Annotated in this window: 21 protein-coding genes and 1 riboswitch; of the genes, 7 read left to right on the forward strand and 14 right to left on the reverse strand. The window is 73.0% G+C overall.

What is annotated here, in order from left to right:
* Entirely contained in the window at positions 1–726 is a 726-nt protein-coding gene (locus SHK17_RS10240) for a peptidylprolyl isomerase (protein WP_172272256.1), read from the forward strand.
* Here the strand turns inward: SHK17_RS10240 and SHK17_RS10245 are convergent.
* Entirely contained in the window at positions 713–1,147 is a 435-nt protein-coding gene (locus tag SHK17_RS10245; RefSeq protein WP_322921987.1) for an OsmC family protein, read from the reverse strand. The genes SHK17_RS10240 and SHK17_RS10245 overlap by 14 nt on opposite strands.
* A gap of 98 nt (positions 1,148–1,245) precedes the next feature.
* Here SHK17_RS10245 and SHK17_RS10250 point away from each other — a divergent pair, with 98 nt between their 5' ends.
* Complete coding sequence (locus tag SHK17_RS10250; protein WP_322921988.1) at positions 1,246–3,315, forward strand: MSCRAMM family protein; 2,070 nt, start codon at positions 1,246–1,248, stop codon at positions 3,313–3,315.
* Positions 3,316–3,339: 24 nt separating this feature from the next.
* Here SHK17_RS10250 and SHK17_RS10255 read toward each other — a convergent pair whose 3' ends face one another.
* Complete coding sequence (locus tag SHK17_RS10255) at positions 3,340–3,483, reverse strand: hypothetical protein (protein ID WP_322424241.1); 144 nt, start codon at positions 3,481–3,483, stop codon at positions 3,340–3,342.
* A gap of 169 nt (positions 3,484–3,652) precedes the next feature.
* Here SHK17_RS10255 and SHK17_RS10260 point away from each other — a divergent pair, with 169 nt between their 5' ends.
* Positions 3,653–4,483 carry a formate dehydrogenase accessory sulfurtransferase FdhD gene (locus SHK17_RS10260; protein ID WP_322921989.1) on the forward strand — a complete coding sequence of 277 codons (831 nt, stop codon included), beginning with the start codon at positions 3,653–3,655 and terminating at the stop codon, positions 4,481–4,483.
* 521 nt (positions 4,484–5,004) lie between these two features.
* On the opposite strand, the gene SHK17_RS10265 is transcribed toward SHK17_RS10260, so the two are convergent.
* Positions 5,005–6,429, reverse strand: a complete 1,425-nt coding sequence (locus SHK17_RS10265) for an HNH endonuclease signature motif containing protein (RefSeq protein WP_322921990.1) — start codon at positions 6,427–6,429, stop codon at positions 5,005–5,007.
* Positions 6,430–6,790: 361 nt separating this feature from the next.
* Between SHK17_RS10265 and SHK17_RS10270 the strand changes: the two genes are divergently transcribed.
* The 4 genes from SHK17_RS10270 to SHK17_RS10285 all read left to right on the forward strand — a co-directional run bounded on the left by SHK17_RS10270 (position 6,791) and on the right by SHK17_RS10285 (position 13,967).
* The gene (locus SHK17_RS10270) at positions 6,791–7,975 is read left to right on the forward strand and encodes an exonuclease SbcCD subunit D (RefSeq protein ID WP_322921991.1); all 1,185 of its coding nucleotides are present in this window, start codon (positions 6,791–6,793) and stop codon (positions 7,973–7,975) included.
* Entirely contained in the window at positions 7,972–10,953 is a 2,982-nt protein-coding gene (locus SHK17_RS10275; RefSeq protein ID WP_322921992.1) for an SMC family ATPase, read from the forward strand. The genes SHK17_RS10270 and SHK17_RS10275 overlap by 4 nt, the downstream gene beginning before the upstream one ends.
* Positions 10,954–11,034: 81 nt before the next feature.
* Positions 11,035–12,555: a TldD/PmbA family protein gene (locus SHK17_RS10280; RefSeq protein ID WP_322921993.1), complete on the forward strand. Its 1,521-nt coding sequence runs from the start codon at positions 11,035–11,037 to the stop codon at positions 12,553–12,555.
* A complete protein-coding gene (locus tag SHK17_RS10285) occupies positions 12,555–13,967 on the forward strand; it encodes a metallopeptidase TldD-related protein (protein ID WP_322424247.1) in 1,413 nt (470 codons plus the stop codon). The genes SHK17_RS10280 and SHK17_RS10285 overlap by 1 nt, the downstream gene beginning before the upstream one ends.
* A gap of 34 nt (positions 13,968–14,001) precedes the next feature.
* Here the strand turns inward: SHK17_RS10285 and SHK17_RS10290 are convergent, their stop codons facing one another.
* From SHK17_RS10290 to SHK17_RS10340, 11 genes are all read right to left on the reverse strand, one after another.
* The gene (locus SHK17_RS10290) at positions 14,002–15,288 is read right to left on the reverse strand and encodes a serine hydrolase domain-containing protein (RefSeq protein ID WP_322424248.1); all 1,287 of its coding nucleotides are present in this window, start codon (positions 15,286–15,288) and stop codon (positions 14,002–14,004) included.
* A 31-nt stretch (positions 15,289–15,319) separates the two neighbouring features.
* On the reverse strand, positions 15,320–18,088 hold the full coding sequence (gcvP, locus tag SHK17_RS10295; protein ID WP_405030410.1) for an aminomethyl-transferring glycine dehydrogenase: 2,769 nt from the start codon (positions 18,086–18,088) through the stop codon (positions 15,320–15,322).
* A gap of 178 nt (positions 18,089–18,266) precedes the next feature.
* A riboswitch (glycine riboswitch) is annotated at positions 18,267–18,374 on the reverse strand.
* Between the two features lie 94 nt (positions 18,375–18,468).
* Complete coding sequence (locus SHK17_RS10300; RefSeq protein ID WP_322424249.1) at positions 18,469–19,080, reverse strand: MerR family transcriptional regulator; 612 nt, start codon at positions 19,078–19,080, stop codon at positions 18,469–18,471.
* Positions 19,081–19,292: 212 nt separating this feature from the next.
* Positions 19,293–19,760 (reverse strand): bifunctional nuclease family protein, encoded by a 468-nt coding sequence (locus SHK17_RS10305; RefSeq protein ID WP_172272225.1) that lies wholly within the window; start codon positions 19,758–19,760, stop codon positions 19,293–19,295.
* Between the two features lie 252 nt (positions 19,761–20,012).
* Positions 20,013–20,753: a transcriptional regulator FtsR gene (ftsR, locus tag SHK17_RS10310; RefSeq protein ID WP_322424250.1), complete on the reverse strand. Its 741-nt coding sequence runs from the start codon at positions 20,751–20,753 to the stop codon at positions 20,013–20,015.
* A gap of 3 nt (positions 20,754–20,756) precedes the next feature.
* Positions 20,757–21,269 carry an FHA domain-containing protein gene (locus SHK17_RS10315; RefSeq protein WP_172272219.1) on the reverse strand — a complete coding sequence of 171 codons (513 nt, stop codon included), beginning with the start codon at positions 21,267–21,269 and terminating at the stop codon, positions 20,757–20,759.
* 107 nt (positions 21,270–21,376) lie between these two features.
* Entirely contained in the window at positions 21,377–21,763 is a 387-nt protein-coding gene (gene gcvH, locus SHK17_RS10320) for a glycine cleavage system protein GcvH (protein ID WP_172272216.1), read from the reverse strand.
* 45 nt (positions 21,764–21,808) lie between these two features.
* Positions 21,809–22,576, reverse strand: coding sequence for a DUF881 domain-containing protein (locus SHK17_RS10325; protein ID WP_172272213.1), 768 nt, complete (start codon positions 22,574–22,576; stop codon positions 21,809–21,811).
* Positions 22,569–22,901, reverse strand: a complete 333-nt coding sequence (locus tag SHK17_RS10330) for a DUF1290 domain-containing protein (protein WP_172272210.1) — start codon at positions 22,899–22,901, stop codon at positions 22,569–22,571. Before SHK17_RS10330 ends, SHK17_RS10325 begins: the two co-directional genes overlap by 8 nt.
* Entirely contained in the window at positions 22,898–23,797 is a 900-nt protein-coding gene (locus SHK17_RS10335; RefSeq protein WP_172272207.1) for a DUF881 domain-containing protein, read from the reverse strand. Before SHK17_RS10335 ends, SHK17_RS10330 begins: the two co-directional genes overlap by 4 nt.
* Positions 23,790–24,389, reverse strand: a complete 600-nt coding sequence (locus SHK17_RS10340) for a CDP-alcohol phosphatidyltransferase family protein (protein WP_405030400.1) — start codon at positions 24,387–24,389, stop codon at positions 23,790–23,792. Before SHK17_RS10340 ends, SHK17_RS10335 begins: the two co-directional genes overlap by 8 nt.
* Between the last annotated feature and the right edge of the window lie 6 nt (positions 24,390–24,395).

A 24,395-nucleotide genomic window follows, 5' to 3' on the forward strand; every position in this document is an offset into this window, starting at 1 on the left:
ATGCTGAAGCGACTTGCCGCCGTGGCGACCTGCCTGTCCGTCCTCGCCCTCGCCGGGTGTGGCACCGAGAACGACGTGGCGGACGACGTCGCGGAGGACACCTCGAGCGCCTCGCCGTCCGAGAGCGAGTCGCCGGAGGCCTCGGAGACCGCCGCCGGTGAGACCGCGACGTGCGACTACCCCGCCGACGGCCAGCAGCCGGCGCGCGAGGTGGAGGCTCCCGACACCGAGGCGCAGGCCGAGGGCACGGTGGCAGCGACCATCACCACGAACTTCGGCGACATCGGCCTCACCCTCGACGCGGCGGCCGCCCCGTGCACGGTGAACTCGTTCGTCTCGCTGGCCGAGCAGGGCTTCTACGACGACACCCCGTGCCCGCGCATCGGTGACCAGGAGGGCTTCGGGATCCTGCAGTGCGGCGACCCCACGGGCACCGGCTCGGGCGGCGCGGGCTACTCGTTCGCCGACGAGCTCACCGGCGACGAGACCTACCCCGCCGGCACCCTGGCGATGGCCAACGCCGGGCCGAACACGAATGGCTCGCAGTTCTTCCTGGTCTTCCTGGACTCGCAGTTCCCGCCGAGCTACACCGTGTTCGGCACGATCGACGAGGCCGGCATCGGCGTGATCGAGGACATCGCAGCGGAGGGCAACGACGCCTCCAGCCCGGCCGGTGGCGGTGCGCCCAACAAGGACGTCACCATCGAGAAGGTCACGGTCGGCTGACCGGGTCGTAGACGACCTCCTCGCCGAGCTGCACGGTCCTCGAGACCGAGCAGAGCCGGTCGCGCGACATCTCGATCGCCGCCTGCACGCGGTCGCAGGCGGCGTCGCCCTCGGGTCCGTCGGGGAACCGCACGTCGAAGGACACGCGCAGCCCGGTCATGTGGTTGCCGAGGTCGTCGCGCACCTTGTGGCCCTCGGCGTGCACCTCGAACGTCGTGCTGGTGGTCCGCTTGTGCGTGATCGCCTCGACGTCCAGCGCGCTGCACCCGGCGATGGCCGCCAGCAGCAGCTCGACCGGCGTGAAGTCGGGGTCGTCACCCCCGGTGCCGAAGAACGTCTCCCCGCCGCGGGCGTTCGTGGCCTTGAACCGGGCCGGTCCGATGCGGGTGAGCTCGATGCTGCGCAGGCTGTCGTCCGTCATGGGCGCCACCCTGCCAGAGCCGCGGAAGCGCGCGCTTCTCGCCACGGCGGTGCCTCGCTACCCTCCTCGGGAGGCAGGTCCATCGGGGGGAGCCGCACATGGCACGCAGGTCCGCATCGCTCCTGGCTGCGCTCCTCGCCGGGCTCCTGGTCGTCCTCGCGGTGGGTGCACCCGCGCTGGCCCTGACGGACCGGTGGGCTGCCTGGGCCCCCGTCCAGGGGTCGTCCAACGCGTTCCGCACCACGATGACGCAGCAGTCGCCGGGCTTCCCGGCCGCCGCCGTCGCGTCGGACTCGCGCTCCCCCGTGTCGCTGCCCGCCGGCACCAGCGCCGTCCTCGGCGCCGGCACGCCGCCCGGCCAGAAGTACGGCACGAGCAGCGGCAACCCCTACCTGCTGCTGCGACCGAGGGCCGACACGGCGACCTCCCCCTCCACGACGACCTACACCTTCGACGCCCCGACGCCCGACACGGGCTGGGCGTTCGTGCTCGGGGACGTCGACGCGGACGCCGTACGCGTGGGCGCCACCGACGCCGAGGGTGACGCCGTGCCGGCCGCCGAGGTCTCCTCGTGGTTCGCCGGCGCCTTCAACTACGCCGGCGGGACCGACGTGCCGACCTGGGACCCCGCGACGTCCACCCTCGGCGGCAACGCGGCGGCGACCGACACCGACGGTGCCAGCGGCTGGTTCGAGCCCGACATCCGGCTCACGAGCCTCACGCTCACCTTCACCCGACGCGCGGGGTTCCCGGTCTACCAGACCTGGTTCGTCAGCCGTGCCCGTCCGGTCGGCGGCACCGTGACGACGCCACCCGGTGACGCCTGCACCCCGGACCGGACCACGCTCACCCTCCTCTCGTCGTACGGCGAGGTGCTCGGCACCACGACACCCGCTACCGGCGGGACCTACTCCTTCGGGGAGGTCGCGACGCAGGCCGGCTACGTCGTACGCCTCGACGCGCCGGACGACTGCGCGGTCGTGGGTCCGGCGGAGCGCACGGTGTCCAACCGGGGCAACGACGACGATCCCGCATCGCGCGCGGCTTTCGCCGTGCGGGACATCGTGCCGCAGCCCGTGAGCGGCACCGTCCGTGACGCCGCCGGCGGGGTGGCGGGTGTCGTCGTCAGCCTCACCGCACCCGGGGGCGGCGTGGTCACCACCACGACGGGCGCGAACGGGACCTACCTCTTCGACGCCAACGCCGTGGGCACCGGCTACACCATCTCCGTCGGCGTGCCGGCCGGCTACGGCGCCGGTCCGGCCGGGACCAGCATCACCGGCGTCGAGGTCGCCACCCAGCCGGTCGAGGACCAGGACTTCGTGCTCGTCGACCTGCCGTCCGTCACCGGCACCGTGACCGGCGGCGGCCAGGGGCTCGGCGGGGTGCAGGTCGTGCTGACCCCGGCCGGCGGAGGACCTCCGTTGACGGTGGCGACCGCCGGCGACGGCACCTACGAGCTCGACGGCGTGCCGCCGGGCGACTACACCCTGGCGGTCGTCGCACCCGCGGGGTACGACGCTCCTCCCCCACGCGCGATCACCGTCCCGGCCGGCGGCCTGGCCGCGCAGGACGTCGCCCTGACCCGACCCGGTGCCGTGGGCGGCACGATCACGCGCGACGGGACGCCAGTGGCCGGCGTCGAGGTGGTCGTCGACGGCCCCGGTGGGCAGCAGGTCCTGGTCACGGACGCGGCGGGCGGCTACTTCCTCGACCAGCTCGGGGCCGGCACCTGGACGGTGACCGTGCGCGCCCCCGACGGCACCGTCGTGACGGGCGCGTCGGCGCAGACCGCGTTGATCACCGCGGCGGGCGAGGTGCGCGGCGGGCTGGACTTCGTCCTCGCGACCGCTCCGACGACGTCTCCCTCCCCCACGACGTCGCCGACGCCCACGCCGAGTCCGACGACCGCCGGCCCGTCACCGACCGCATCTCCGACTCCCACCCCGGAGCCGACCCCGGAGTCCACGCCGACCGTCGATCCCACCGACGAGCCCACTGACGAGCCCACGGACGAGCCCACGGACGAGGACGGCGGCGACACCGACCAGCCGGTCGTGCTGCCGGACACCGGGGGCCCCTCGCGGTGGCTGGGGGTCGCCAGCGCCGGGCTCGTCCTCCTCGGGCTCGCCCTTCTGGTGGTCAGCCGACGCGGGCTGCGTCCCTGACCTCCGTCGCTTACCTCCCCAGGATCAGCGGGTGGCGCGGCGTGCGGCGCGGCGGGCGCGACGCTCCTCGCGACGGGCGAGCTCCACGTCCCGCAGGAGTGCACGGTCCTCGGCCGAGCGAGCCCGCGCGTCGACGAGGCTGAGGGCGAGGTGCACTTGCGTGGTCATGGAGGTCGATCCTTCCGAGGGCTGGTGGCCCTCGCGTCGTGAGCGGAGATGTAAGAAGCGGCCGCACCGTTGCGGCTCTTACATCCTAGGAGTGCCGCTCCGCCCGACCGGCATCCCCGACGGGGTGACGTCGACCACCACCCACCGCCCCACCGGATAGTCTCGTGGAGTGACGAGCGAGCGTGGGCGGCGGCCGGGACCGTCGGTCCGGACGCGCGTCGTGGAGCACACGGCCGACGCGGAGATCCCGCGCGAGGACCGGCTCATCACCGAGGAGCCCCTCGAGATCCGCGTGCGCGCCGGGGTGCTGGAGCCGCGTCGCGCATGGGTGACGATGCGGACGCCGGGACACGACTTCGAGCTCGCTGCCGGCTGGCTGGTCAACGAGGGGCTCGCCACGGCGGACTCGCTGGCCCAGGTCGCCTACTGCACCGACGAGGACCTCGCCCCGGAGCAGGAGTTCAACGTCGTGACGGTGTCCGTCACCAGCACCGCCGCCGACCTCCCCCACCGCCACGTGGCCGCGTCCGCCGGGTCGTCGGCGTGCGGCGTGTGCGGCAAGGACAGCGTCGCGGAGGCGCTGGAGACCCGGTCGGGGACGGCCTGGCCCGGCCCGCGTCCCGGTGCGGACGTCGTACGACGCCTGCCGGAGGCGCTGCGGGAGCGACAGCAGCTGTTCGCGAAGACGGGCGGCGTGCACGCGGCCGGGCTCGCCGCAGCGGACGGAAGCATGTTGGTGGTCCGCGAGGACGTCGGGCGCCACAACGCCGTCGACAAGGTCGTGGGCGCCCGGGTGCTCGCCGGCGAGCCTTCAGCGGCCGCCTGCTTGGTCCTCAGTGGACGGGTGGGCTTCGAGCTCGTGCAGAAGGCCGCGGCCAGCGGCATCGGGTCCATCGTCGCCGTCGGCGCCCCCACCAGCCTCGCGGCCCGGCTGGCCGCCGAGGCGGGCATCGACCTGTGGGGCTTCACCTCGCCGGGGCGGACGGTCCGCTACTGCTGAGGGACCGGTCGGTCGGCTGGCTCTCGGCTGATGCGCGGCCGCTTTGGCCGCCACCATCGACTTGGCGGCTCGGTCGTCAATCTCACCGACGCGTGTCGGCGCGCCAGGCGCCAACGCTGTCCGCCAGCGCTGCGAGCTGGTCCTCCCTGTGACCGCCTCCCACGACCGGTGTCGACCGCGTCGAGGCGTGCCGTCGCCGGCGAGAACGGTACGGCTGCCGTCCCCATCACCGCGTTCGTCTTCCGCGCGGCTGTTCCGCCGGTTGGCGGCGAAGGCGCCGATCGTGCTGCCGTACCTCACTTGACGTCTTCGAGCGTCACCAGAACGGTCTCTGTTGGTTGCGTTGGCGAGCCGGACCTCGACAATCGCGACTACAACGACCGCCACCCGTGCTGTGGTCCAGCAGGCAAGAAGTGCACCGCTGTCTTCGGCCCGCGTTGTGTCGCCATGCCGGACTTCGGGCGGATCAGAGCGCCACGAAGCCCCCGCCGGCAGGTTGCTCGGCGGGGTGTGGAGCGGGGTCATGGTCGGTCGGGCGGGTCGGCCCCAGCAGCAGCGCCACTGATCCGGGTGGTCCCGGTGCGGTCGCGTCGGTAGCGATTGCCGTGGGGGCTGGTCCACTCGTAGACACCTATTCCGGTCACCTCGTAGCGCCAGCCAGTGTGGGTCTTGAGCCGGTGGTGCCAGCGACACTCCGGGGCGAGGTTCGAGCTGACCGTCGGACCCGGTTGTGGGCGGCCCTCGGCGGCGGCGTCGTGGTCGTAGGGAACGACGTGGTCGATGTCGCAGGCTCGGGCTGGTCGGGTGCACCACGGGAAGACGCACGTGCGGTCGCGCAGGGTCACCTGTTCGCGGATCCGGTCGGGGATGTCGTAGCCGGGTGCGGTGAGCTCGGCGGTGAGGTCGATGACCGGCTTGACGGTGACCGTGGTCCGGGAGTCGCCGCACCAGTCCTGCACCTGCTCGAGGAGGACGAGACGCTGGCCCTCCTCCATCCGGCCGGTGGGTCCGAACACGGTGTCCGGCCCGTCGAGCCCGTCGAGGCCGGCGTCGGAGTGGGCGTGCAGGACGACTTCCCGGGCGATGGGCAGGCCGTCCTCGCTCCGGGTGGCGGTCGAGCCTTGCGCGTGGAGGTCGAGCGCGGTCTGGGTGCGGGCCAGGTCGCCCAGCGCTTGCGAACGGCGGGAATCCAAGGGTGCGACTGATCCCAACGCCGCGAGCGTCTCGGCGCCGTGGGCGAGGGCTCGGTCGAGGTCGAGGGCGTCGGCGATGTCGAGCTCGGCCTCGAACCGCATGGTCCCGGCGTAGTGCACGTCCTCGGAGTGGAGGGTCGCGTGGCGCGGGTCGACGTGCTGCCAGCCGTCGTCGAGATCACTCGTGGGGTCGTGGGCGTCGAGGTGGTGGCGCTTGATCGTCTCCGCGACCAGCCGGTCGAGCTGCGCGGGTCCGATGCGTCCGGCGACGGCGGCGACCTGGGTGTCGACCCACCGCGCTGCCTCGACCGTGAGGGACGGGGTGGCGTGGATGGTGGCCTCGGCGACCGTGCGGGCGCGCCAGGCCGGGACCTGACCGGCGTGGACCTGAGCCCACAGGCGTGGGAGCCGGTGCCGTAGCTCGAGCGCGTGCCCGATGAGCCGCTTCGCCGAGGTGGAGGAGATGCCAAGGACGGCGCCGAGCTCGGCGACGCAGAACTCCGCCACCGCCGGACAACCCTCGCCGGCGATGGGCTCCTCGTGCTCCAGGCCGTAGCGGCCACCGTCGGTGAAGGTCGCGGCGGCGTGGATCGACTCCGGCGGGTGGAGGTCGGCCCACCGCGCGGCGAGGTCGAGCTGTCGTGCAGCCGCGGCCGCTTCGTCACTGCGAGCGGAGCGGATCGAGGCAAGCAGCGCCGAGGCGGAGAGGTCCTCGACCTCAGCTCCGGGTGCCGCTGCCAGCGTCTCGATCATGTGTTCGATTCTACGGACTACCACCGACAACGGCCCGCCGTCCTTACACCTGTTAATGCACCCGGATCGAACCCGCGGAACATGCGGGAGACGTCCAGCACAAGCGGTCCCGGGCGGCCGCTTGCCACCCGAGCGGGGCGTCCAATGCCGGTCTTCGGAACACGTCGATCACGGGTGGTGGACAGCCCCGATCGATGGCACTGAAGCGCATGCGTGCGGCACGCAGGACTCGGGACAACCGGGTGGCTGCTGCACGCAACACGACCCGGCGCAGGCGAGAGTGAGCCGGCCCTCCCACACCACACCCCCGGCCCGGCGTGGTGAGCCGACGGGTGTCGGTGCGGCGATCTACGGTCGGCGTGTGCGCATCCTCCACACCTCTGACTGGCACCTGGGGAGGTCCTTCCACCGCGAGGACCTCCTGGGGCACCAGGGTGCGTTCATCGACCACCTGCTCGAGGTGGTCGAGTCCGAGAGGGTGGACGTGGTCGTCGTGTCCGGCGACGTCTACGACCGCGCGCTCCCCCACGTCGACGCCGTCACCCTGGCCGACGAGGCGTTCTCGAGGTTGGCCGCCTCGCGTGCCCGGGTCGTGGTGAGCAGCGGCAACCACGACAGCGCCCGGCGGCTGGGCTTCGGGTCGCGGCTGATGGACGCCGCCGGTGTCTTCGTGCGCACCGACGCCTCGACCGTCGGCACGCCGGTCGTACTGGGCGACCGTCACGGCGACGTGGCGATCCACGCCATCCCCTACCTCGATCCTTCCGCGCTGCTCCACCCGTGGGGCCTCGGGCACCGCAGCCACGAGGCCGCGCTGAGCGAGGCGATGACCCGCGTACGCGCTGACCTCGCCGCGCGTCCCCCGTCCACCCGCTCGGTCGTCCTGGCTCACGCGTTCGTCGCCGGCGCCACCCCGTCGGAGTCCGAGCGCGACATCAGCGTCGGCGGCGTCTCACGGGTCGCCACGAGCGTCTTCGACGGCATCCACTACACCGCACTCGGGCACCTCCACGGTCCCCACGTGCTCTCCGACGCGCTGCGCTACTCCGGCTCCCCGCTCGCCTACTCCTTCTCGGAGGCCGACCAGGCCAAGGGCACGTGGCTCGTGGAGCTCGACGCGACCGGCGTCTCGTCCGCGACGTGGATCAGCGCGCCGGTGCCGCGCCGGTTGTCGCGGATCACCGGCACCCTCACCCAGCTCCTCGAGGACGCCTCGCTCGCCGACGTCGAGCAGCACTGGGTGCAGGCGACGCTCACCGACGAGCGCCGACCGGCGCGCGCCATGGAGCAGCTCCGCCGCCGCTTCCCGCACACCCTCGTCCTGCAGTTCCCCACGCCCCCGGCCGAGCCGCCGGAGCCGACCCGGCCGGCCACCGGCACGAGCGACCACACCATCGCGCTCGACTTCGTCCGCCACGTACGTGGGTCCGCGGCGACCGACGCCGAGACGGCCCTCCTCCAGGAGGCCGTCGACGCCTGCTGCCACGACCCCGACCAGGACGTGCTGGTCGGGGCGCCGAGTCGTCGCGCGGGTGAGGCGACATGAGGCTGCACCGCCTCGAGGTCGAGGCGTTCGGGCCGTTCGCCGACCGCGCCGAGGTCGACTTCGACGCGCTCTCCGACGCCGGCCTCTTCCTGCTCAGCGGACCGACCGGTGCCGGCAAGTCCAGCGTGCTCGACGCCGTCTGCTTCGCCCTCTACGGCGACGTGCCGGGCGACCGCTCGGCGGCCAAGCGGCTGCGCTCCGACCACGCGGCAGCGGACGCCGTCCCCCGGGTGGTCCTCGAGGCCACGCTCGCGGGCCGACGGTTCCGGATCGACCGGTCGCCCGCGTGGACCCGCCCCAAGAAGCGGGGCGTCGGCACCACGACAGAGCAGGCGCGCGTCGTCATCTCCGAACGGCGTCCCGCCGCCGACGGCGCCGTCGAGTGGCAGCCGCTCAGCACCCGGCTCGACGAGACCGGCCACCTGGTCACGCGCCTGGTCGGGATGACGCTCCCCCAGTTCTGCCAGGTCGCACTGCTCCCCCAGGGCCGGTTCCAGGCCTTCCTCCGGGCCCGGTCCGAGGAGCGCCACGCCCTGCTCCAGCAGGTGTTCCAGACCGAGCGCTTCGACCGGATCGAGAAGTCGTTGCGCGACCGTCGGGTCGAGCTGCGGCGCGCGTCCGAGTCCCACCACACCACCGTCGCCGACCTCGTCAGCCGGGTCAGCGAGGTCGGTGGTGACGACGCACCGGCCGAGTGGCCCACGGACCCCGAGCTGCTCAGCGGCTGGATCGAGGCGCTCGGGGCCGCCGCTGGCGCGGCCTCGGCGGCGCAGGCCGCCGAGGTCGAGCGAGCCGCCTCGGCCGAGGTGGCCGCGGCCTCAGCCTCCGCCGCCGGCATCGAGCTCGCCGGGCTGCGCGCCACGCACGCTGCCGCCCACCGTGCCCGGTCCGACCTCGAGGCCGCCGCTGCAGGGCACGCCGAGCGCCGACGACGCGTCGACCGGGCGCACCGGGCGCGCGCGGTCAAGCCCCTCCACGAGCTCGCCGTCCGCGCCGGGGCGGACGTCGCCGACCTGCAGATGCGACAGTCGACCGCACACGCCGCGCTCGAGGAACTGGTCGGCACGTCCCTCGACGACCAGCAGGTCGCCGAGCACCGGACCGCGGCGGCGCGCACCCTCGCCGAGGTCGTACGCCTCCGACCGCTGCAGCGCCAGGCTGCCGACCTCGAGCGCGAGCTGGCGCGTTGCACGCGCCGGAGTGCCGAGACCGACGCCGAGCTCCTCCGGGTCGCGGCCCGGGCCGACGCCGTCCCGATCGAGCTCGAGCTCGCCCAGCCCGCACTGACGGCGGCACGCGACGCCGAGGTCCTCGCCGCGGCGCTGGCCGGTGAGCTCGAGGTGGTCCGCACCCGGATCCGGGCTGCGCGGTCCGCCGAGGCCCTCGACTCCGAGCTGCGCGCCGCCGAGCGGTCCCTCGCCGAGGCGATCGAGGCGCGCCTGCTGGCCCGTGAGGCGCTGGTGGAGATCCGCGAGCAACGCCTCGACGGCATGGCCGCCGAGATCGCGGGGCGGCTGGCGGTCGGCGCGAGCTGCCCGGTCTGCGGGTCGGCCGACCACCCCCACCCCGCGGCGCCCGCGCCGGGCGCGCCCGACGAGGCCACCGAGCGCGAGGCCCGACGGGAGGTCGACGACCTCGAGGTCGTGGTGGAGGCCCACGCCCAGCAGGTCCGCGGCATCGAGTCCCGGCTGGCGGCCCTGCGCGCCGAGGCGGGCGCGACGGCCGCGCACCTCCTCGCCGAGGAGGAGGACGTCCGCACCCGTGTGCAGCGCGCCCGTGCCGAGGCATCGCGGGTCGGCGACCTCGCGGCCCGCGTCGAGGCCCTCCTCGCCGAGCGCGAGTCCCTGGCCCGGGACCGCGAGTCGCTGGGAGCGACGGCGGCAGCGCTCGAGACCGAGGCGGCGGTCATCGCGTCCCGCCAGGCGTCGCTGCGCGACCAGCTCGCCCGGGTCGTTCCGGACGGGTCCGACCTCGACCGCGTCACCGCCTTCCACCAGCGGGTCGAGGCACTGGCCCACCAGTGCGCCGACCTCGCCGCCGACCTGACGCGGGCCCGGTCCACGTCCGACAGCACCCAGCTGGCAGCCGACGAGACGGCCGCGCAGGCGGGTTTCGAGTCCTCGGTCGCAGCAGCCGCCGCGTGGCTCCCCGACGACGCGGTGGCGGACCTGCAGCAGCAGGTCGAGCGACACGAGCGTGAGGCCGCACGACTGGCCGAGGTGCTCGCGGACCCTGAGCTGACCCGGGCAGCGGCTGCCGAGGAGCCCGACCTCGAGGCGCTCGCCCGGGCCCACCACCGGGCCAAGGAGGAGCTGGCCACTGCTCGCCTCGAGGAGCTCGGACTGCGCGAGCGCGTCGAGCGGCTCCGCGGGCTCGCGGCGATGGTCGAGGCGGCACTCGCCGCCTGGTCGCCCGTCCGGTCCGAGCTCGACCTGGTCGCCGACCTCGCCGCCCTGGTGGAGGGCAAGCACCCCGACAACCGGCTCCAGATGCGGCTCTCGGCCTACGTCCTGGCGCACCGCCTGGGGCAGGTCGTCGACGCGGCCAACCTACGCCTGTCCTCGATGAGCGACCAGCGCTACTCCCTCGTGCACACCGGCCGCCGCGGCGCCGGGGAGACGCGCGGCGGGCTCAGCCTGCTCGTCCGCGACGACTGGACCGGCGACACCCGCGACCCGGCGACCCTGTCGGGCGGTGAGACGTTCGTCGTCTCGCTCGCCCTGGCGCTCGGGCTGGCCGACGTGATCACCGACGAGGCGGGAGGCACCGACCTCGACACCCTCTTCGTCGACGAGGGCTTCGGGTCGCTCGACGCCGAGACCCTCGAGGACGTCATGGACACCCTCGACACGCTGCGCGACGGTGGTCGGGTGGTCGGTGTGGTCAGCCACGTGCCCGAGCTCCAGACCCGCATCCCGACCCAGCTGCGGGTGCACCGGGGCAGGGCGGGCAGCCGGACGACGCTCAGCCTGGCCTAGCGCCGACGGCCCACGGCAGTCCCGCACGACACCCCGGCCACCCGTCGTGCGGACCACGTGGCTCGGGATAGGTTCGTCCGCATGAGTGCGCCCGGGCTCGACCCGACCTTCAGCGACCTGCCGCACCGTCGCCTCGGCGACGTCGCCCTGGCCCGAGCGCAGGAGCTCGGTGCCAGCCACGCGGACTTCCGCCTGGAGCGCAACCGCTACCAGTACCTCGGCGCCCGCGACGGCGTCCTCCAGACCGCCAGCGACGCCGAGGACCTCGGCTTCGCGGTGCGCGTCGTCCACGACGGCGCCTGGGGCTTCGCCTCGGGCGTGGTGCTGACCGACGACGAGGCCCGCCGCGTCGCCGAGACGGCCGTCGCGGTGGCCAAGGTGGCCGCGGCGATGACCACGACGCCGGTCGAGCTCGCGCCCGAGCCGGTCCACGACGACGTCACCTGGATCTCGGCCTACGAGACCAACCCCCTCGACGTACCCACCTCCGAGAAGGCCGCCCTCCTCGTCGACTGGACGCAGCGGCTGCGCAGCGGTGCCGCCGTCGCCCACGCGACGGCGTTCCTCCAGCAGGTGCAGGAGAACAAGTACTACGCCGACCTGTCCGGCACGCGCACCACCCAGCAGCGCGTCCGCCTGCAGCCCGGCTTCGAGGCCACCGGCGAGGACGCCGAGAGCGGGATCTTCGACTCGATGGCCTCCATCGCCCCGCCGGTCGGGCGCGGCTGGGAGTACCTCACCGGCGGGCACTGGGACTGGGACGCCGAGCTGGCCGAGGTGCCCGAGCTGCTCGCGGAGAAGCTGAAGGCGCCCAGCGTCGAGGCGGGGACGTACGACCTGGTCGTCCACCCCTCCAACCTCTGGCTCACGATCCACGAGTCGATCGGCCACGCCACCGAGCTCGACCGCGCCCTGGGCTACGAGGCCAACTACGCCGGCACGTCGTTCGCGACCTACGACAAGCTCGGCACCCTGCAGTACGGCTCCCCCGTCATGAACGTGCAGGGCGACCGCACGCAGGAGCACGGCCTGGCCACCGTCGGCTACGACGACGAGGGCGTCCAGACGCAGAGCTGGGACATCGTCCGCGACGGCGTCCTCGTCGGCTACCAGCTCGACCGGTCGATGGGTCACCTCAAGCCGGAGCTCAACGACGGCCGCTCCAACGGCTGCGCGTACGCCGACTCGCCGGGGCACATCCCGATCCAGCGGATGGCCAACGTGTCCCTCGTGGCCGGTGCCGACGACCTCACCACCGACGACCTCATCGGGCGCGTCGAGCGCGGCATCTACGTGGTCGGTGACAAGTCCTGGTCGATCGACATGCAGCGCTTCAACTTCCAGTTCACCGGCCAGCGGTTCTACCGCATCACCGACGGCAGGCTCGACGGGATGCTGCGCGACGTCGCCTACCAGGCGACCACGACCGACTTCTGGGGCTCGATGGAGGCGGTCGGCGGTCCGGACACCTGGGAGCTGCACGGGGCGTTCAACTGCGGCAAGGCCCAGCCCGGTCAGGTCGCCGCGGTCAGCCACGGCGCCCCGACCGCGCTCTTCCGGGGCGTCAACATCCTCAACACCATCGACGAGGCAGGCCACTGATGTCCCCCTCCCTGCAGCCCTCCGCGCACCTCACCGCCCAGCAGCTGGTCGAGCACGCGCTCGCGACGTCGAGCGCCGACGACTGCATCGCCATCGTCCGCGACACCACCAGCGCCAACCTGCGCTGGGCCAACAACACGCTCACCACGAACGGCGTGATGACCGAGGTCTCCATGACCGTCGTCAGCTTCGCCGCCGTCGGCGGAGGCGTCGCCACCGGCTCGGTCTCCGGCAGCGCCTCCACCCTCGAGCAGGTCACCGCCCTCGTGACCGCGGCGGACGCGGCGGCGCGCGCCGGCTCGCCCGCCGAGGACGAGGCGGAGCTCGTGGGCGACGTGACGTCCCCCGACTGGGAGACCGGGCCCGAGACCACCGACATCGGCGTCTACGACGCGTTCGCCCCGGCGCTCGGCGAGGCGTTCGTGCAGGCCACCGCCGAGGACCGGCTCCTCTACGGGTTCGTCAACCACGACGTCGCCACGACCTACCTCGGCTCGAGCCGCGGGCTGCGGCTGCGCCACGTGCAGCCCACGGGCCACTACGCCTGCACCGGCAAGGACACCTCGTTGACCCGCAGCGCCTGGACCGGAGGTGCCACCCGCGACTTCCGCGACGTCGACGCGGCGGCGATGGCCGCCACCGTCGCGCAGCGGCTCCGGTGGGCCGAGCGGCGCATCGACCTGCCCGCCGGTCGCTACGACACCATCCTGCCGCCGTCGTCGGTGGCCGACCTGATGATCGACGCCTACTGGGGCGCCGGCGCCCGCGTCGCGCACGAGGGCGAGTCGGTCTACAGCCGCCGCGGCGGCGGCACCCGGATCGGCGACAAGGTCGCCGCGCCCGGGGTGAGCCTGTTCTCCGACCCGGCTCACCCGGGACTGGAGTGTGCGCCGTTCGTCATCGCCGGCGCCTCGGACAACACCGACTCGGTCTTCGACAACGGCCTGCCGCTCGGGCGGACGGACTGGATCCGCGACGGGCTGCTCACGGGCCTCCTCCAGACCCGTCACTCGGCCGGGATGACCGGACAGCCCGTCACGCCGATGGTCGACAACCTCGTCCTCGAGGTCGGTGACGGTGCCGGCACGATCGGCGACATGGTCGCCGGCACGCAGCGCGGCCTGCTGCTCACCTGCCTGTGGTACATCCGCGAGGTCGACCCGCAGACCATGCTCCTCACCGGCCTGACCCGCGACGGCGTCTACGTCGTGGAGGACGGCGAGATCGTCGGCGCAGCCAACAACTTCCGGTGGAACGAGAGCCCGATCGACCTGCTCAACCGGTTCAGCGCCGCGACCGAGTCGGTGCCCAGCTTCAGCCGCGAGTGGGGCGACGACTACTTCTCCCGCACCGCGACGCCGGCGCTGCGGATCCCCGACTTCAACATGTCGAGCGTGTCCCAGGGCGTCTGAGGCAAGCGTCCCGGCCGGGGCCTCCCACCGCGCGTCAGCGTGGGTGGCCGCCCGGGATGTCGACGTCGGGGTCGTAGGGCGTGCGCGTGTAGACGAACGTCGCGCACTCGAGGTTGCGGATGCTCCCGTCCGGTCGGCGTGCGACGTCGAGGCGCTCGCCGCGGTGGTAGCCGAGCACCCCGACCAGGGCTCCGTCGACGAGCTCGAACCGGTCAGTGACGACCCCGCCCCGCGCCATCGCGCGCAGCTCGAGGCCGTCGTTGTGCCAGCGCACGTCGTAGGCCGTGTTGCCCCAGAACCAGACGCCGGGCAGGCCGTGCACCGGCCCGGGCAGCACCACCGTCGGCCGCCACGGCGCGGGCCGCTCGTCGTCGGCGTCCGGGTCGCCCTCGATGAGCGACACCGCCAGCTCGCGCGGGTCGATGCCGGTCGTGGCATTGGTGAGCACCACCGAGCCGATGCCGCTGTCCGGGTCGACGTGGAGGGCGGCAAGGAACCCCGGCATCGAGCCGTTGTGCCCGACCAGCCGGCCACCGGGGTGCAGTCCCAGCATCAGGCCGAGACCGTAGTCCGGGGTCACCGGGCGGTGCATCTCCGCCAGCGTCGCCGCGGCGAGGACGTCGGGGCGGCTGCCGCCCAGCACCTGCCCCCATGTGACGAGGTCGGCCAGGGTCGACCACAGCTGACCGGCCGGCGCCATCGCGCCGGTGTCGGTCAGCGGCTCGTGCACGCGGATGCCGGTGAAGTGGTCGACGCTCCACCCCGCCTGCGCGCCCGGGCGCGGGAGGTACGACGTCGTACGCATCCCCAGCGGCCGGAGGAGCCGCTCGGCGACGAGGACCCGCCACGGGGCGCCGAGCCGGCGCGCGACCACCTCGCCGAGGAGTGCGTAGCCGAGGTTGGAGTAGTGGAACCACTCCCCCGGGCCGGCGACCCGGCCCGCACCGTCGTTGGCCGCGACCAGCGCTGCGAAGTCCCCACCGCGGGTGCGTTCCCACCACGCCCCGCGCGGCTCGCTCTGCATGCCCGAGGAGTGCGCCAGCGCCTCACGGATCGTCGCCTCGCCGTAGCCGACGTCGCCGAGGTGCGCCGACAGCGGGTCGTCGAGGTCGAGCAGACCGGCGTCGCGGGCCTGCATCACCAGGACCGCCGTCATGGTCTTGGTGATCGACCCGATCCGGTACTGCCCGTCGAGGCCCGGCGCGTCCCCGGCGCCACCGGCCCACACGGCGCCGTAGCGGTCGAAGACGGCACCGACCACGGACGTCAGCCGGCCCTCGGCCTGCGCGACGTCCAGCAGGCGCTGTCGTTGGTCGCTCACGGGGAGACCCTAGACGGCGCCTGCCGCACGGTCAGTCCTGGGCGAACGCCTCCGGCGGCGGGCAGGCGCAGACGAGGTTGCGGTCGCCGTAGGCCTGGTCGATGCGCGCCACCGGGGGCCAGTACTTGTCGGGGTCGATGCCCTGCGGGAAGACGCCGAGCTCGCGGGAGTAGGGCCGCTCCCATTCCCCGACCAGCGCGCGGGCGGTGTGCGGGGCGTGGCGCAGCGGCGAGTCCTCGGGCGTCCACTCGCCCGCCTCGACCCGCGCGATCTCGCCGCGGATCGCGATCATCGCGTCGCAGAACCGGTCGATCTCGGCCAGGTCCTCGGACTCGGTCGGCTCGACCATGAGGGTCCCGGCGACCGGGAACGACATGGTCGGCGCGTGGAAGCCGTAGTCGACCAGGCGCTTGGCGACGTCATCGACGCTCACGCCGCTGGCCTTGGTGATGCCGCGCAGGTCGAGGATGCACTCGTGGGCGACGAGGTCGCCGTGCCCGCGGTAGAGGACCGGGAAGTGCTCGCCGAGGCGGTGCGCGACGTAGTTGGCGGACAGCACCGCCACGGCGGTGGCCCGGGTGAGGCCCTGCGCGCCCATCATCCGGATGTAGGCCCAGGTGATCGGCAGGATGCCCGCGGAGCCGTACGGCGCCGCGCTGATCGGGCCGATGCCCTGGCGCTTCTCCGCCTCCGGGTGCCACGCGTGCGAGGGCAGGTAGGGGGCGAGGTGGGAGCGCACGGCGACCGGCCCCACACCGGGACCGCCACCGCCGTGCGGGATGCAGAACGTCTTGTGCAGGTTGAGGTGGGAGACGTCGCCGCCGAACTCGCCGGGACGCGCGTAGCCGAGCAGCGCGTTCAGGTTGGCGCCGTCGACGTAGACCTGGCCGCCGTGGTCGTGGACGATCTTGCACAGGTCAGTGATGGTGTCCTCGTAGGCGCCGTGCGTCGAGGGGTAGGTCACCATGATCGCGGCCAGGGACTCGGCGTGCTGGTCGCACTTGGCGAGGAGGTCGTCGAGGTCGACCGACCCGTCGTCGGACGCCTTGACCACGACGACCTTCATGCCGGCCATCACCGCCGAGGCGGCGTTGGTGCCGTGCGCCGACGACGGGATGAGGCATACGTTGCGGTCGGTGTCGCCGTTGGCACGGTGGTAGCCACGGATGGCGAGGAGGCCGGCCAGCTCGCCCTGCGACCCGGCGTTGGGCTGCACGGAGACCTTGTCGTAGCCGGTCACCTCGGCGAGCCAGCGCTCGAGGTCGTCGACGAGCTCGCGGTAGCCGGTCGCGTCCTGTGCCGGCGCGAACGGGTGCAGGTCGGCGAAGCCGGGCAGGCTCACCGGCTCCATCTCCGTGGTGGCGTTGAGCTTCATCGTGCAGGAGCCGAGCGGGATCATGCCGCGGTCGAGCGCGTAGTCGCGGTTGGACAGCTTCGCGAGGTAGCGCAGCATCTGCGTCTCGCTGTGGTGGGAGTTGAAGACCTCGTGAGTCAGGAAGTCCGTGGTGCGGCGCAGCGCCTCGGGGAGGCCGGCCGCCGTCGCGTCGGTCCCGGCCGCCACGCCGAAGGCGCGGAGCACGGCCGCCACCGTCGAGGCGCTGGTGCGCTCGGAGGTGGACAGCCCGACGTGGTCCTCGTCGACGAGCCGCAGGTGGAGCCCGACCGTGCGCGCCGCAGCGACGACCTCGCCCGCGCGGCCCGGCACGGCGACGGTGAGCGTGTCGAACCAGGTGTCGTTGACGACCTCGAGTCCGCCGGCGCGGAGGGCGGCGGCGATCCCGTTGGCGTGGTCGTGGGTGCGCTGGGCGATCCGGCGCAGGCCCTCGGGGCCGTGGTAGACGGCGTACATCGACGCGACCACCGCGAGCAGGACCTGAGCGGTGCAGATGTTGGACGTGGCCTTGTCGCGGCGGATGTGCTGCTCGCGGGTCTGCAGCGCGAGCCGGTAGGCCGGACGGCCCTCCGCATCGACGGAGACGCCCACGAGCCGACCCGGCAGGTGCCGCTCGAGCCCGGCGGAGACCGCCATGAAGCCGGCGTGCGGCCCGCCGTAGAAGAGGGGTACGCCGAAGCGCTGGGACGAGCCGACGACGACGTCGGCCCCGAAGGTGCCCGGCGCCTCGAGCAGGGCCAGGGAGAGGATGTCGGCGGCGACGACGACCAGGCCGCCCCGCTCGTGGGCGGCCTCGATCACCGGGCGCGGGTCGGGAACGGCGCCGGACGCGCCGGGGTACTGCACCAGCACGCCGCACAGGTCACCCTCGGGCAGGCCGTCGCGCAGGTCGGCCACGACGACCTCGATGCCAAGACCCTCGGCGCGCGTGCGGATGACGTCGATCGTCTGGGGCAGCGCGTCGGCGTCGACGACGAAGGGCCCGGTCGCGGTGCGCTGCGCGCGGCGTACGAGCGTCATCGCCTCCGCCGCCGCGGTGCCCTCGTCGAGCAGCGACGCGTTGGCGGTCGCCAGCCCGGTCAGGTCGGCCACCACGGTCTGGAAGTTCAGCAGCGCCTCGAGCCTGCCCTGGGAGATCTCGGGCTGGTAGGGCGTGTAGGCGGTGTACCAGGACGGGTCCTCGAGGACGTTGCGCCGGATGACGGGCGGGGTGATCGTCGCGTGGTAGCCGAGCCCGATCATCGCCTCGGCGGGGCGGTTCTGCGAGGCCAGCGTGCGCAGCGCGCGGGCGGTGGCGTCCTCGTCGAGCGCGTCCGGCAGGTCGAGCGCCGCGGCGGTGCGGATGCCGCCGGGGACGGCGGCGGACATCAGCGCCTCGAGCGACTCGTGGCCCACGGCCTCGAGCATCTGCGCGACGGCCGCGTCGTCAGGGCCGATGTGGCGGGCGACGAACTCGCCCAGCGTGGTCGCGGTCGAGTCGGTCGAGCTGTGGGTCGAGCTGTCGGTCGAGGCGGCGTCCGGCACGGGCACTCCTTGAGGTCACTCGGATGACCTCCCATCTGTCGGCCCGGTGGCCTCCAGAGTGCCAGCCCGTGCGGTCCTGGTGCCTGAGAGGTTCCGGGAGGAATTGCCCCTTCGGCGCACTGCGACCTGCCACGGGGACCGGCCGCAACGACTCTCCCGCACGGGATGTCGGCATCTGCAGTTTAGCGATACGCAACACGAATGGGCGAAGCCGCCCGGGGTGCGGGCGGCTTCGTCCGAGGTTCTGCAGTGCTGGGGAGCGTTCAGCCGGTCTGCCGTGCGGCGCGGCGGGCGGCGAGCTCGTCACCGGCGACGGTGGAGCCGGGCTCCTCCGCGGTGCGCTCGCTGGGCAGCTGGGCGAGGGTGCCCTCGATCTCGCGCCAGACGCCGCCGATGGCGATGCCGAACACGCCCTGGCCGCCCTGGAGCAGGTCGATGACCTCGTCGTTGCTGGTGCACTCGTAGACCGAGGCCCCGTCGCTCATCAGCGTCACGCGCGTCAGGTCGTCGGTGCCGCGCTCACGGAGGTGGGCGGTGGCGGTGCGGATCTGCTGCAGCGAGATGCCCGCGTCGAGCAGCCGCTTGACGACCTTGAGGATCAGGATGTCGCGGAAGGAGTAGAGCCGCTGCGAGCCGGAGCCGGCGGCGCCGCGGACGCTCGGCTCGACGAGGCCGGTGCGGGCCCAGTAGTCGAGCTGGCGGTAGGTGATGCCGGCCGCGTTGCAGGCCGTCGGGCCGCGGTAGCCGGTGTCGCTGGGGAGCGGCGAGACATCGTCGGCGAAGAGCAGGCCCTGCTCCTCGGCGAGGTCGGCCGCCTCGGCCGCAGCCTTGATCCCGGCCGCGTCCGCGCCCTGCTCGTTCTCGTTGCTAGCCACTGTGACCCTCCAGGTCAGTTCCTCCGCTGAGCGGTAACTCCTGGGGGAAGGGCCCGCCCGGCGCCGGTCTGACCGACAACCACAGCGGTGGAGTTACAACAGAGACAGTTCACCGTAAGCCCGCGCGGACGGGTTGTCCATCCACACGAGCGGCGTGTCGCCAACCCTCAACCTCAGGTCGAGGGTGAGAGTTTCCGGCGGTGCCGCTGGGGCTAGTGGGACTCGAAGTCGTCGGGCGAGACATGGTCGAGGAACTCGCGGAACCGCTCGACCTCGTCCTCCTGCTCGGCCGGGACGGCGAGGCCGGCCTCTTCGAGCACCGCCTCGGCGCACACGATGCGCGACCCGGTGCGCAGGGCCAGGGCGATGGAGTCCGACGGGCGGGCACCCACCTCGGCACCGCCGTCGAAGACCAGCTGCGCGAAGAAGATGCCGTCCTGCATGTCGACGATGCGTACCTCGTCGAGCCGCTGCCCCGTCGCCTCGAGCACGTCGCGCATCAGGTCGTGCGTCAACGGACGCGGCGGGGTGACCCCCTGCTGCGCGAAGGCGATGGCGGTGGCCTCGACGGCCCCGATCCAGATGGGGAGGTAGCGCTCCCCCGTCACCTCCCGCAGCAGCACGATCGGCTGGTTGGAGGGCATCTCGACGCGGACTCCGACGACGTCCATTTCGCGCATGTCCCCACCCTACTCACGGCCCCTGATCTCGGAGGGGGTGCGGGGCTGGTCCTGCCGAGCGGTGAGTGGTGCAGGTTTCCTGGGCGCAGAACCTTGTCTCACGCACCGCTCCCGGTCAGAGCGGCGCCCGGTGGCCGCGGCCTGTCGGACAGGACAAACCCGCGGTTGCGCGGCCAGCCCAGCGGCGTACGCCCCCACCGTCGGACTTCGTCCTGTCCGACAGGCCGTACGGCGACTGCGGCGGCCGGCGGGTCAGCCCCGGTCGAGCCCCACCTTGACGAGCGTGGCGTGGAGCCGGACGGACAGGGCGGCGATCTCGGCGGTGGCGTCCTCGGCGCGGCCCTGGGCGGCGGCGTCGCGACCGCGCGCGAGCGGCGCGACGACCTGCTGCACGAGCCCGACCTCACGGTCGGCGGCGGTCTTGAACGCGCGCAGGTGGCGCGGCTCGAAGCCGAAGTCGGCGAGCTCGCGGGCGGTCTGCGCCACGACGAGGGCGTCGCTGTCGAAGTGGCCGGTGCCCGTGCGGGCCGACACCAGCCCGTACTGCTCGAGCTGCGACAGCAGGTCCTCGGAGATGTCCGCGACCTTGATCAGCTCGCGCCGCGAGAGGCGCAGGTCGCTGGCGCGCCGGAACGACTCCGGGCTGGGCAGGCCGTCGGCGCTCAGGGCCACCTTGGGCACGGTCGGGACGACGCCGTCGATGGCCGGCGGCTCGAGCCCGCGGTCGATGGCGTCGAGGTGCTCGCCGATGACCTTGTGCGGCAGGTAGTGGTCGCGCTGCATCAGCAGGATGTAGCGCAGCCGGTCGACGTCGGCGCCGGAGAACTTGCGGTAGCCGGCGGGCGTGCGCTCCGGCTTGACCAGGCCCTGGTCCTCGAGGAAGCGGATCTTCGAGATCGTCACCCCCGGGAAGTCGGGGCGGAGCTGGTCGAGGACCTGCCCGATGTTGTAGCGGGCGCCGCGACTCGATGCCGAGGGCGTCGGGGCACTCACGGATCAGCTGTCCGGGTGGGAGGAGAAGAACACCAGGCGGTACTTGCCGATCTGCACCTCGTCGCCGTCGTTGAGCTCGACGGAGTCGATGCGGTCGCGGTTGACATAGGTGCCGTTGAGGCTGCCGACGTCGCTGACGGTGTAGCCGGCGCCCGAGCGACGGAACTCCGCGTGCCGCCGCGACACGGTGACGTCGTCGAGGAAGATCTCGCTGTCGGGGTGACGGCCGGCGCCGACGACGTCGGTGTCGAGGAGGAAGCGGCTGCCGGCGCTGGGGCCGCGCTGCACGACGAGGAGGGCGTGGCCCTCGGGCAGCGCGTCGACCGCCGCGGCGTCGACCGGGCTCAGCTGGCGGTCGGAGGACTCGCGCTGGTCCGGCGCGCCGAAGGTGATGGTGGCCGTGGTCTCGACGGGGGTCGGCCCGGCGTCCTCCCCGCCGAGCAGCTTCGTGCCGCACTGGGCGCAGAAGCGGGCGTCGTCAGGATTCTGCTTCCCACAGTTGGTGCAGAACGGCATGTGAGCTCCTCGACGGATCGACACTGAACCCTCAGCCGAGGGTTGAGGTTGATGGTTCGTCCGAACCTACCAGCCATCTGTCGGGCGGTGCGGACGATCGTGCGCGGTCAGCCCTCGAGGCCGGCCTGGTAGGCGGCGGCGTCCATGAGGCCGTCGACCTGCGAGGCGTCGGAGACGCTCACCTCGAACAGCCAGCCGGCCTCGTAGGGGTCGCTGTTGACCAGCTCGGGCGTCGAGTCGAGCGCCGAGTTGGTCGCCACGACCTCGCCGGTCACGGGGGCGTAGATGTCGCTGACCGACTTGGTGGACTCCAGCTCGCCGCAGGTGTCGCCGGCGGTCACTGCGTCGCCGACCTGCGGGAGGGAGACGTAGACGATGTCGCCGAGCGCGTCCTGGGCGAAGTCGGTGATCCCCACCCGGACCGAGCCCTCGGCGTCACCGGGGGTGCGGACCCACTCGTGCTCGCTGGTGTACTTCAGGTTCTCCGGATACACGTGGGGTCTCCTCGGGGACGCAGGTCTGGTGGGGTGATCGGCAGGCTACTGGCCCGTCCCGAACTCCGCATACTCAGGTCGGGACGCCTCGCGGACGCTGGTGATCTCCACCGTCTCGAGCTCCTCGATCGTGACCGTGGCGCCGTCGAGCGTCTCCAGGGTCTCGACCGGGCCGGTGGAGAAGGTGAGCGCGGTCCGCAGGATGTGCGGGTCGCCGATCACGTCGAGGACGTACGGCGGCTCCAGCAGCTCGCCGTCGAGCTCGATGCCGCCCACGCCGTCCTCGAACGAGCTGTCGGCGCCGAGCCGGATCGAGTCGTTGAACTCCATCGCCTCCGCGCCGGCGGTGCGCAGCTCCTGGATGGTGTCGAGCAGCGACCCGACGCTCACCCGGGTCTCGGACTCGCCGATCGTGACGCGAAGGCCCTGGCCGGACACGGGCACCAGCCCCGCGATGACGTTGAGGGTGCGCAGCCGCTGCTCGGCCTCGTCGAGGGCGGCCGAACGGGCCTGGTTCTCGTCGCGCAGCTCGTCACGGCGGGCCTCGAGCCGGTCGACCTCGCGGCGGGCCCGCTCGGCGGTGCCGGTCAGGCCGTCGAGCACCTGGATCAGCTCGCTCTCGCGCAGCCCGGCGTAGGTGTCGTTGGAGTTGGTGTCGCGCACCTGGACGACGAAGGCGAAGCCCAGCACCGCCAGGAGCACCCCGACCACGGCCTGGCGGCCCGAGGGCCGCATCAGCGCGTCGCGCATCCGCTCGCGACCGGGGCTCTCCTCGGTCGCAGGCTCCTGCGTGGTCGGGTCCTGCTCAGGCATGGAAGACGTGCCTGCGGATCGCTGCGACGTTGGAGAAGATCCGGATGCCGAGGACGACCACCACGCCCGTGGTCAGCTGTGCGCCGACCCCGAGCTGGTCGCCGAGGTAGACGATCGCCGCGGCGATCACCACGTTGCTGACGAACGAGACGACGAAGACCTTGTCGTCGAAGATGCCGTCGAGGTAGGCCCGGAGCCCGCCGAAGACGGCGTCGAGCGCGGCCACCACGGCGATGGGCAGGTAGTTCTGCAGGCTGAGCGGGACGTCGGGGGCGAAGACGAGGCCGGCGACGATGCCGAACAGCAGCCCGAGTGCAGCGATCACGGCGAGCTCGCCTCCCCTTCCGTCGCGCCGTCCGGATCGGCGTTGAGCTCGATCACATCACGCAGCGCCCGCTCGGGCGCAGACGGCAGCCGGATGTCGTCCACATTCTCCGCCGAGTAAAGGAAGCCGAGACCGTTGACCAGCGTGAACCACTCCTGGCCGGTGCTGGTCTGCACCAGCCTGGCCTGCAGCGTCCGGGGGTCGCCGATCGCCGAGACGACGTAGGGGGCGTTGACCGGGCGACCGTTGACGTGGATGGCGCGGTTGGTGTTGCGGATGCCGCCGAGGACGTTGATCCGCTGGTCGTTGACGGCGATCGCCTCGGCACCGGCCTCGAAGAGCCCGTTGACGAGCAGGGCGAGGTCCTCGTCGCGGATCTCGTCGTTGATCTCGACGTCGGGCCGGTTGTCGACGGTCATCCGCACCCCGGGCCCGTGCACCGCGGAGTAGCCGGTGGTGAGCTCGGCGCGCCGGATCCTGGCCTCGCTGTCGTCGAGCTGCGCCTGGACCTTCGTGTTGTTGCTCGCCAGCGCCTGGTTGGACTCCGCGAGCTCGGCGACCTGGGACTGCACACCGCGCAGCTGGTCGCGCCGGAGCTCGACCTGCTCGATGAGGGCGGCCCGGCTGAGCTCGTCGACCTCGGCCTGCCGGTCGGTCTGCGCCGCGACCACGGCTGCCCCGACGCCGAGCACCGCGACGGCCGCGAGGCTGGCCCAGTGCGGACGCCGCGACGACGGAGCGGGCTGCTCCCCCGCCGCCGCCCGCTTCTGGGCGACGTGGGCGTAGTCCTCGTCCATGGAGCGCGCGGTGATGAGCGTCAGCAGCGGCGTCGTGACGTGGTCGGGGAGCCGCCGGGCGGTGTCCTCACCCTGCTCGGGCGCGCGGGTGTCAGCCATGGTCCGACACCGGCGTACGACGGCGCGGGGTCTCGCGCAGCAGCGTGCGGACCTGCCAGGCGTAGAGCAGACCGGCCCACCAGTAGAGGCCGATCCCCCACCAGGCGAAGGCCCAGCCGAAGGTGCGGGCCAGGGTGGCGACGATGCCGTCGCCCTCGCCGAGCAGCAGCAGCGGGAAGGCGTAGAGGAGGTTGAAGGTCGCGGCCTTGCCGAGGAAGTGGACCGGCAGCGCCGAGAAGCCGCGGGTGCGCAGGATCGGCACCAGCCCCCAGAGGAAGAGGTCGCGCAGGGGCAGGGCGAGCGCGACCCACCACGGGATGATGTCGCGCAGGTAGAGCCCCACCACGACGGCGAGGATGTAGAGCCGGTCGGCCACCGGGTCGAGGATCTCGCCGAGCTGGGAGTACTGGTCGAGCCTGCGGGCCAGCCAGCCGTCGAGGAAGTCGGTGAAGCCGGCGACCATGAGCACCACGAGGGCGATGGCGTCCGCCTCCGGGCCGAGGACCAGCCAGAGGAACAAGGGCACGCCTGCCAGCCGCACCACACTGATGATGTTGGGCACGGTCCAGACACGGGCTGCTCCCTCGGACACGAGCAG

The organism is Nocardioides renjunii (assembly GCF_034661175.1).
In the GTDB taxonomy this organism is placed as follows: Bacteria; Actinomycetota; Actinomycetes; order Propionibacteriales; family Nocardioidaceae; genus Nocardioides; species Nocardioides renjunii.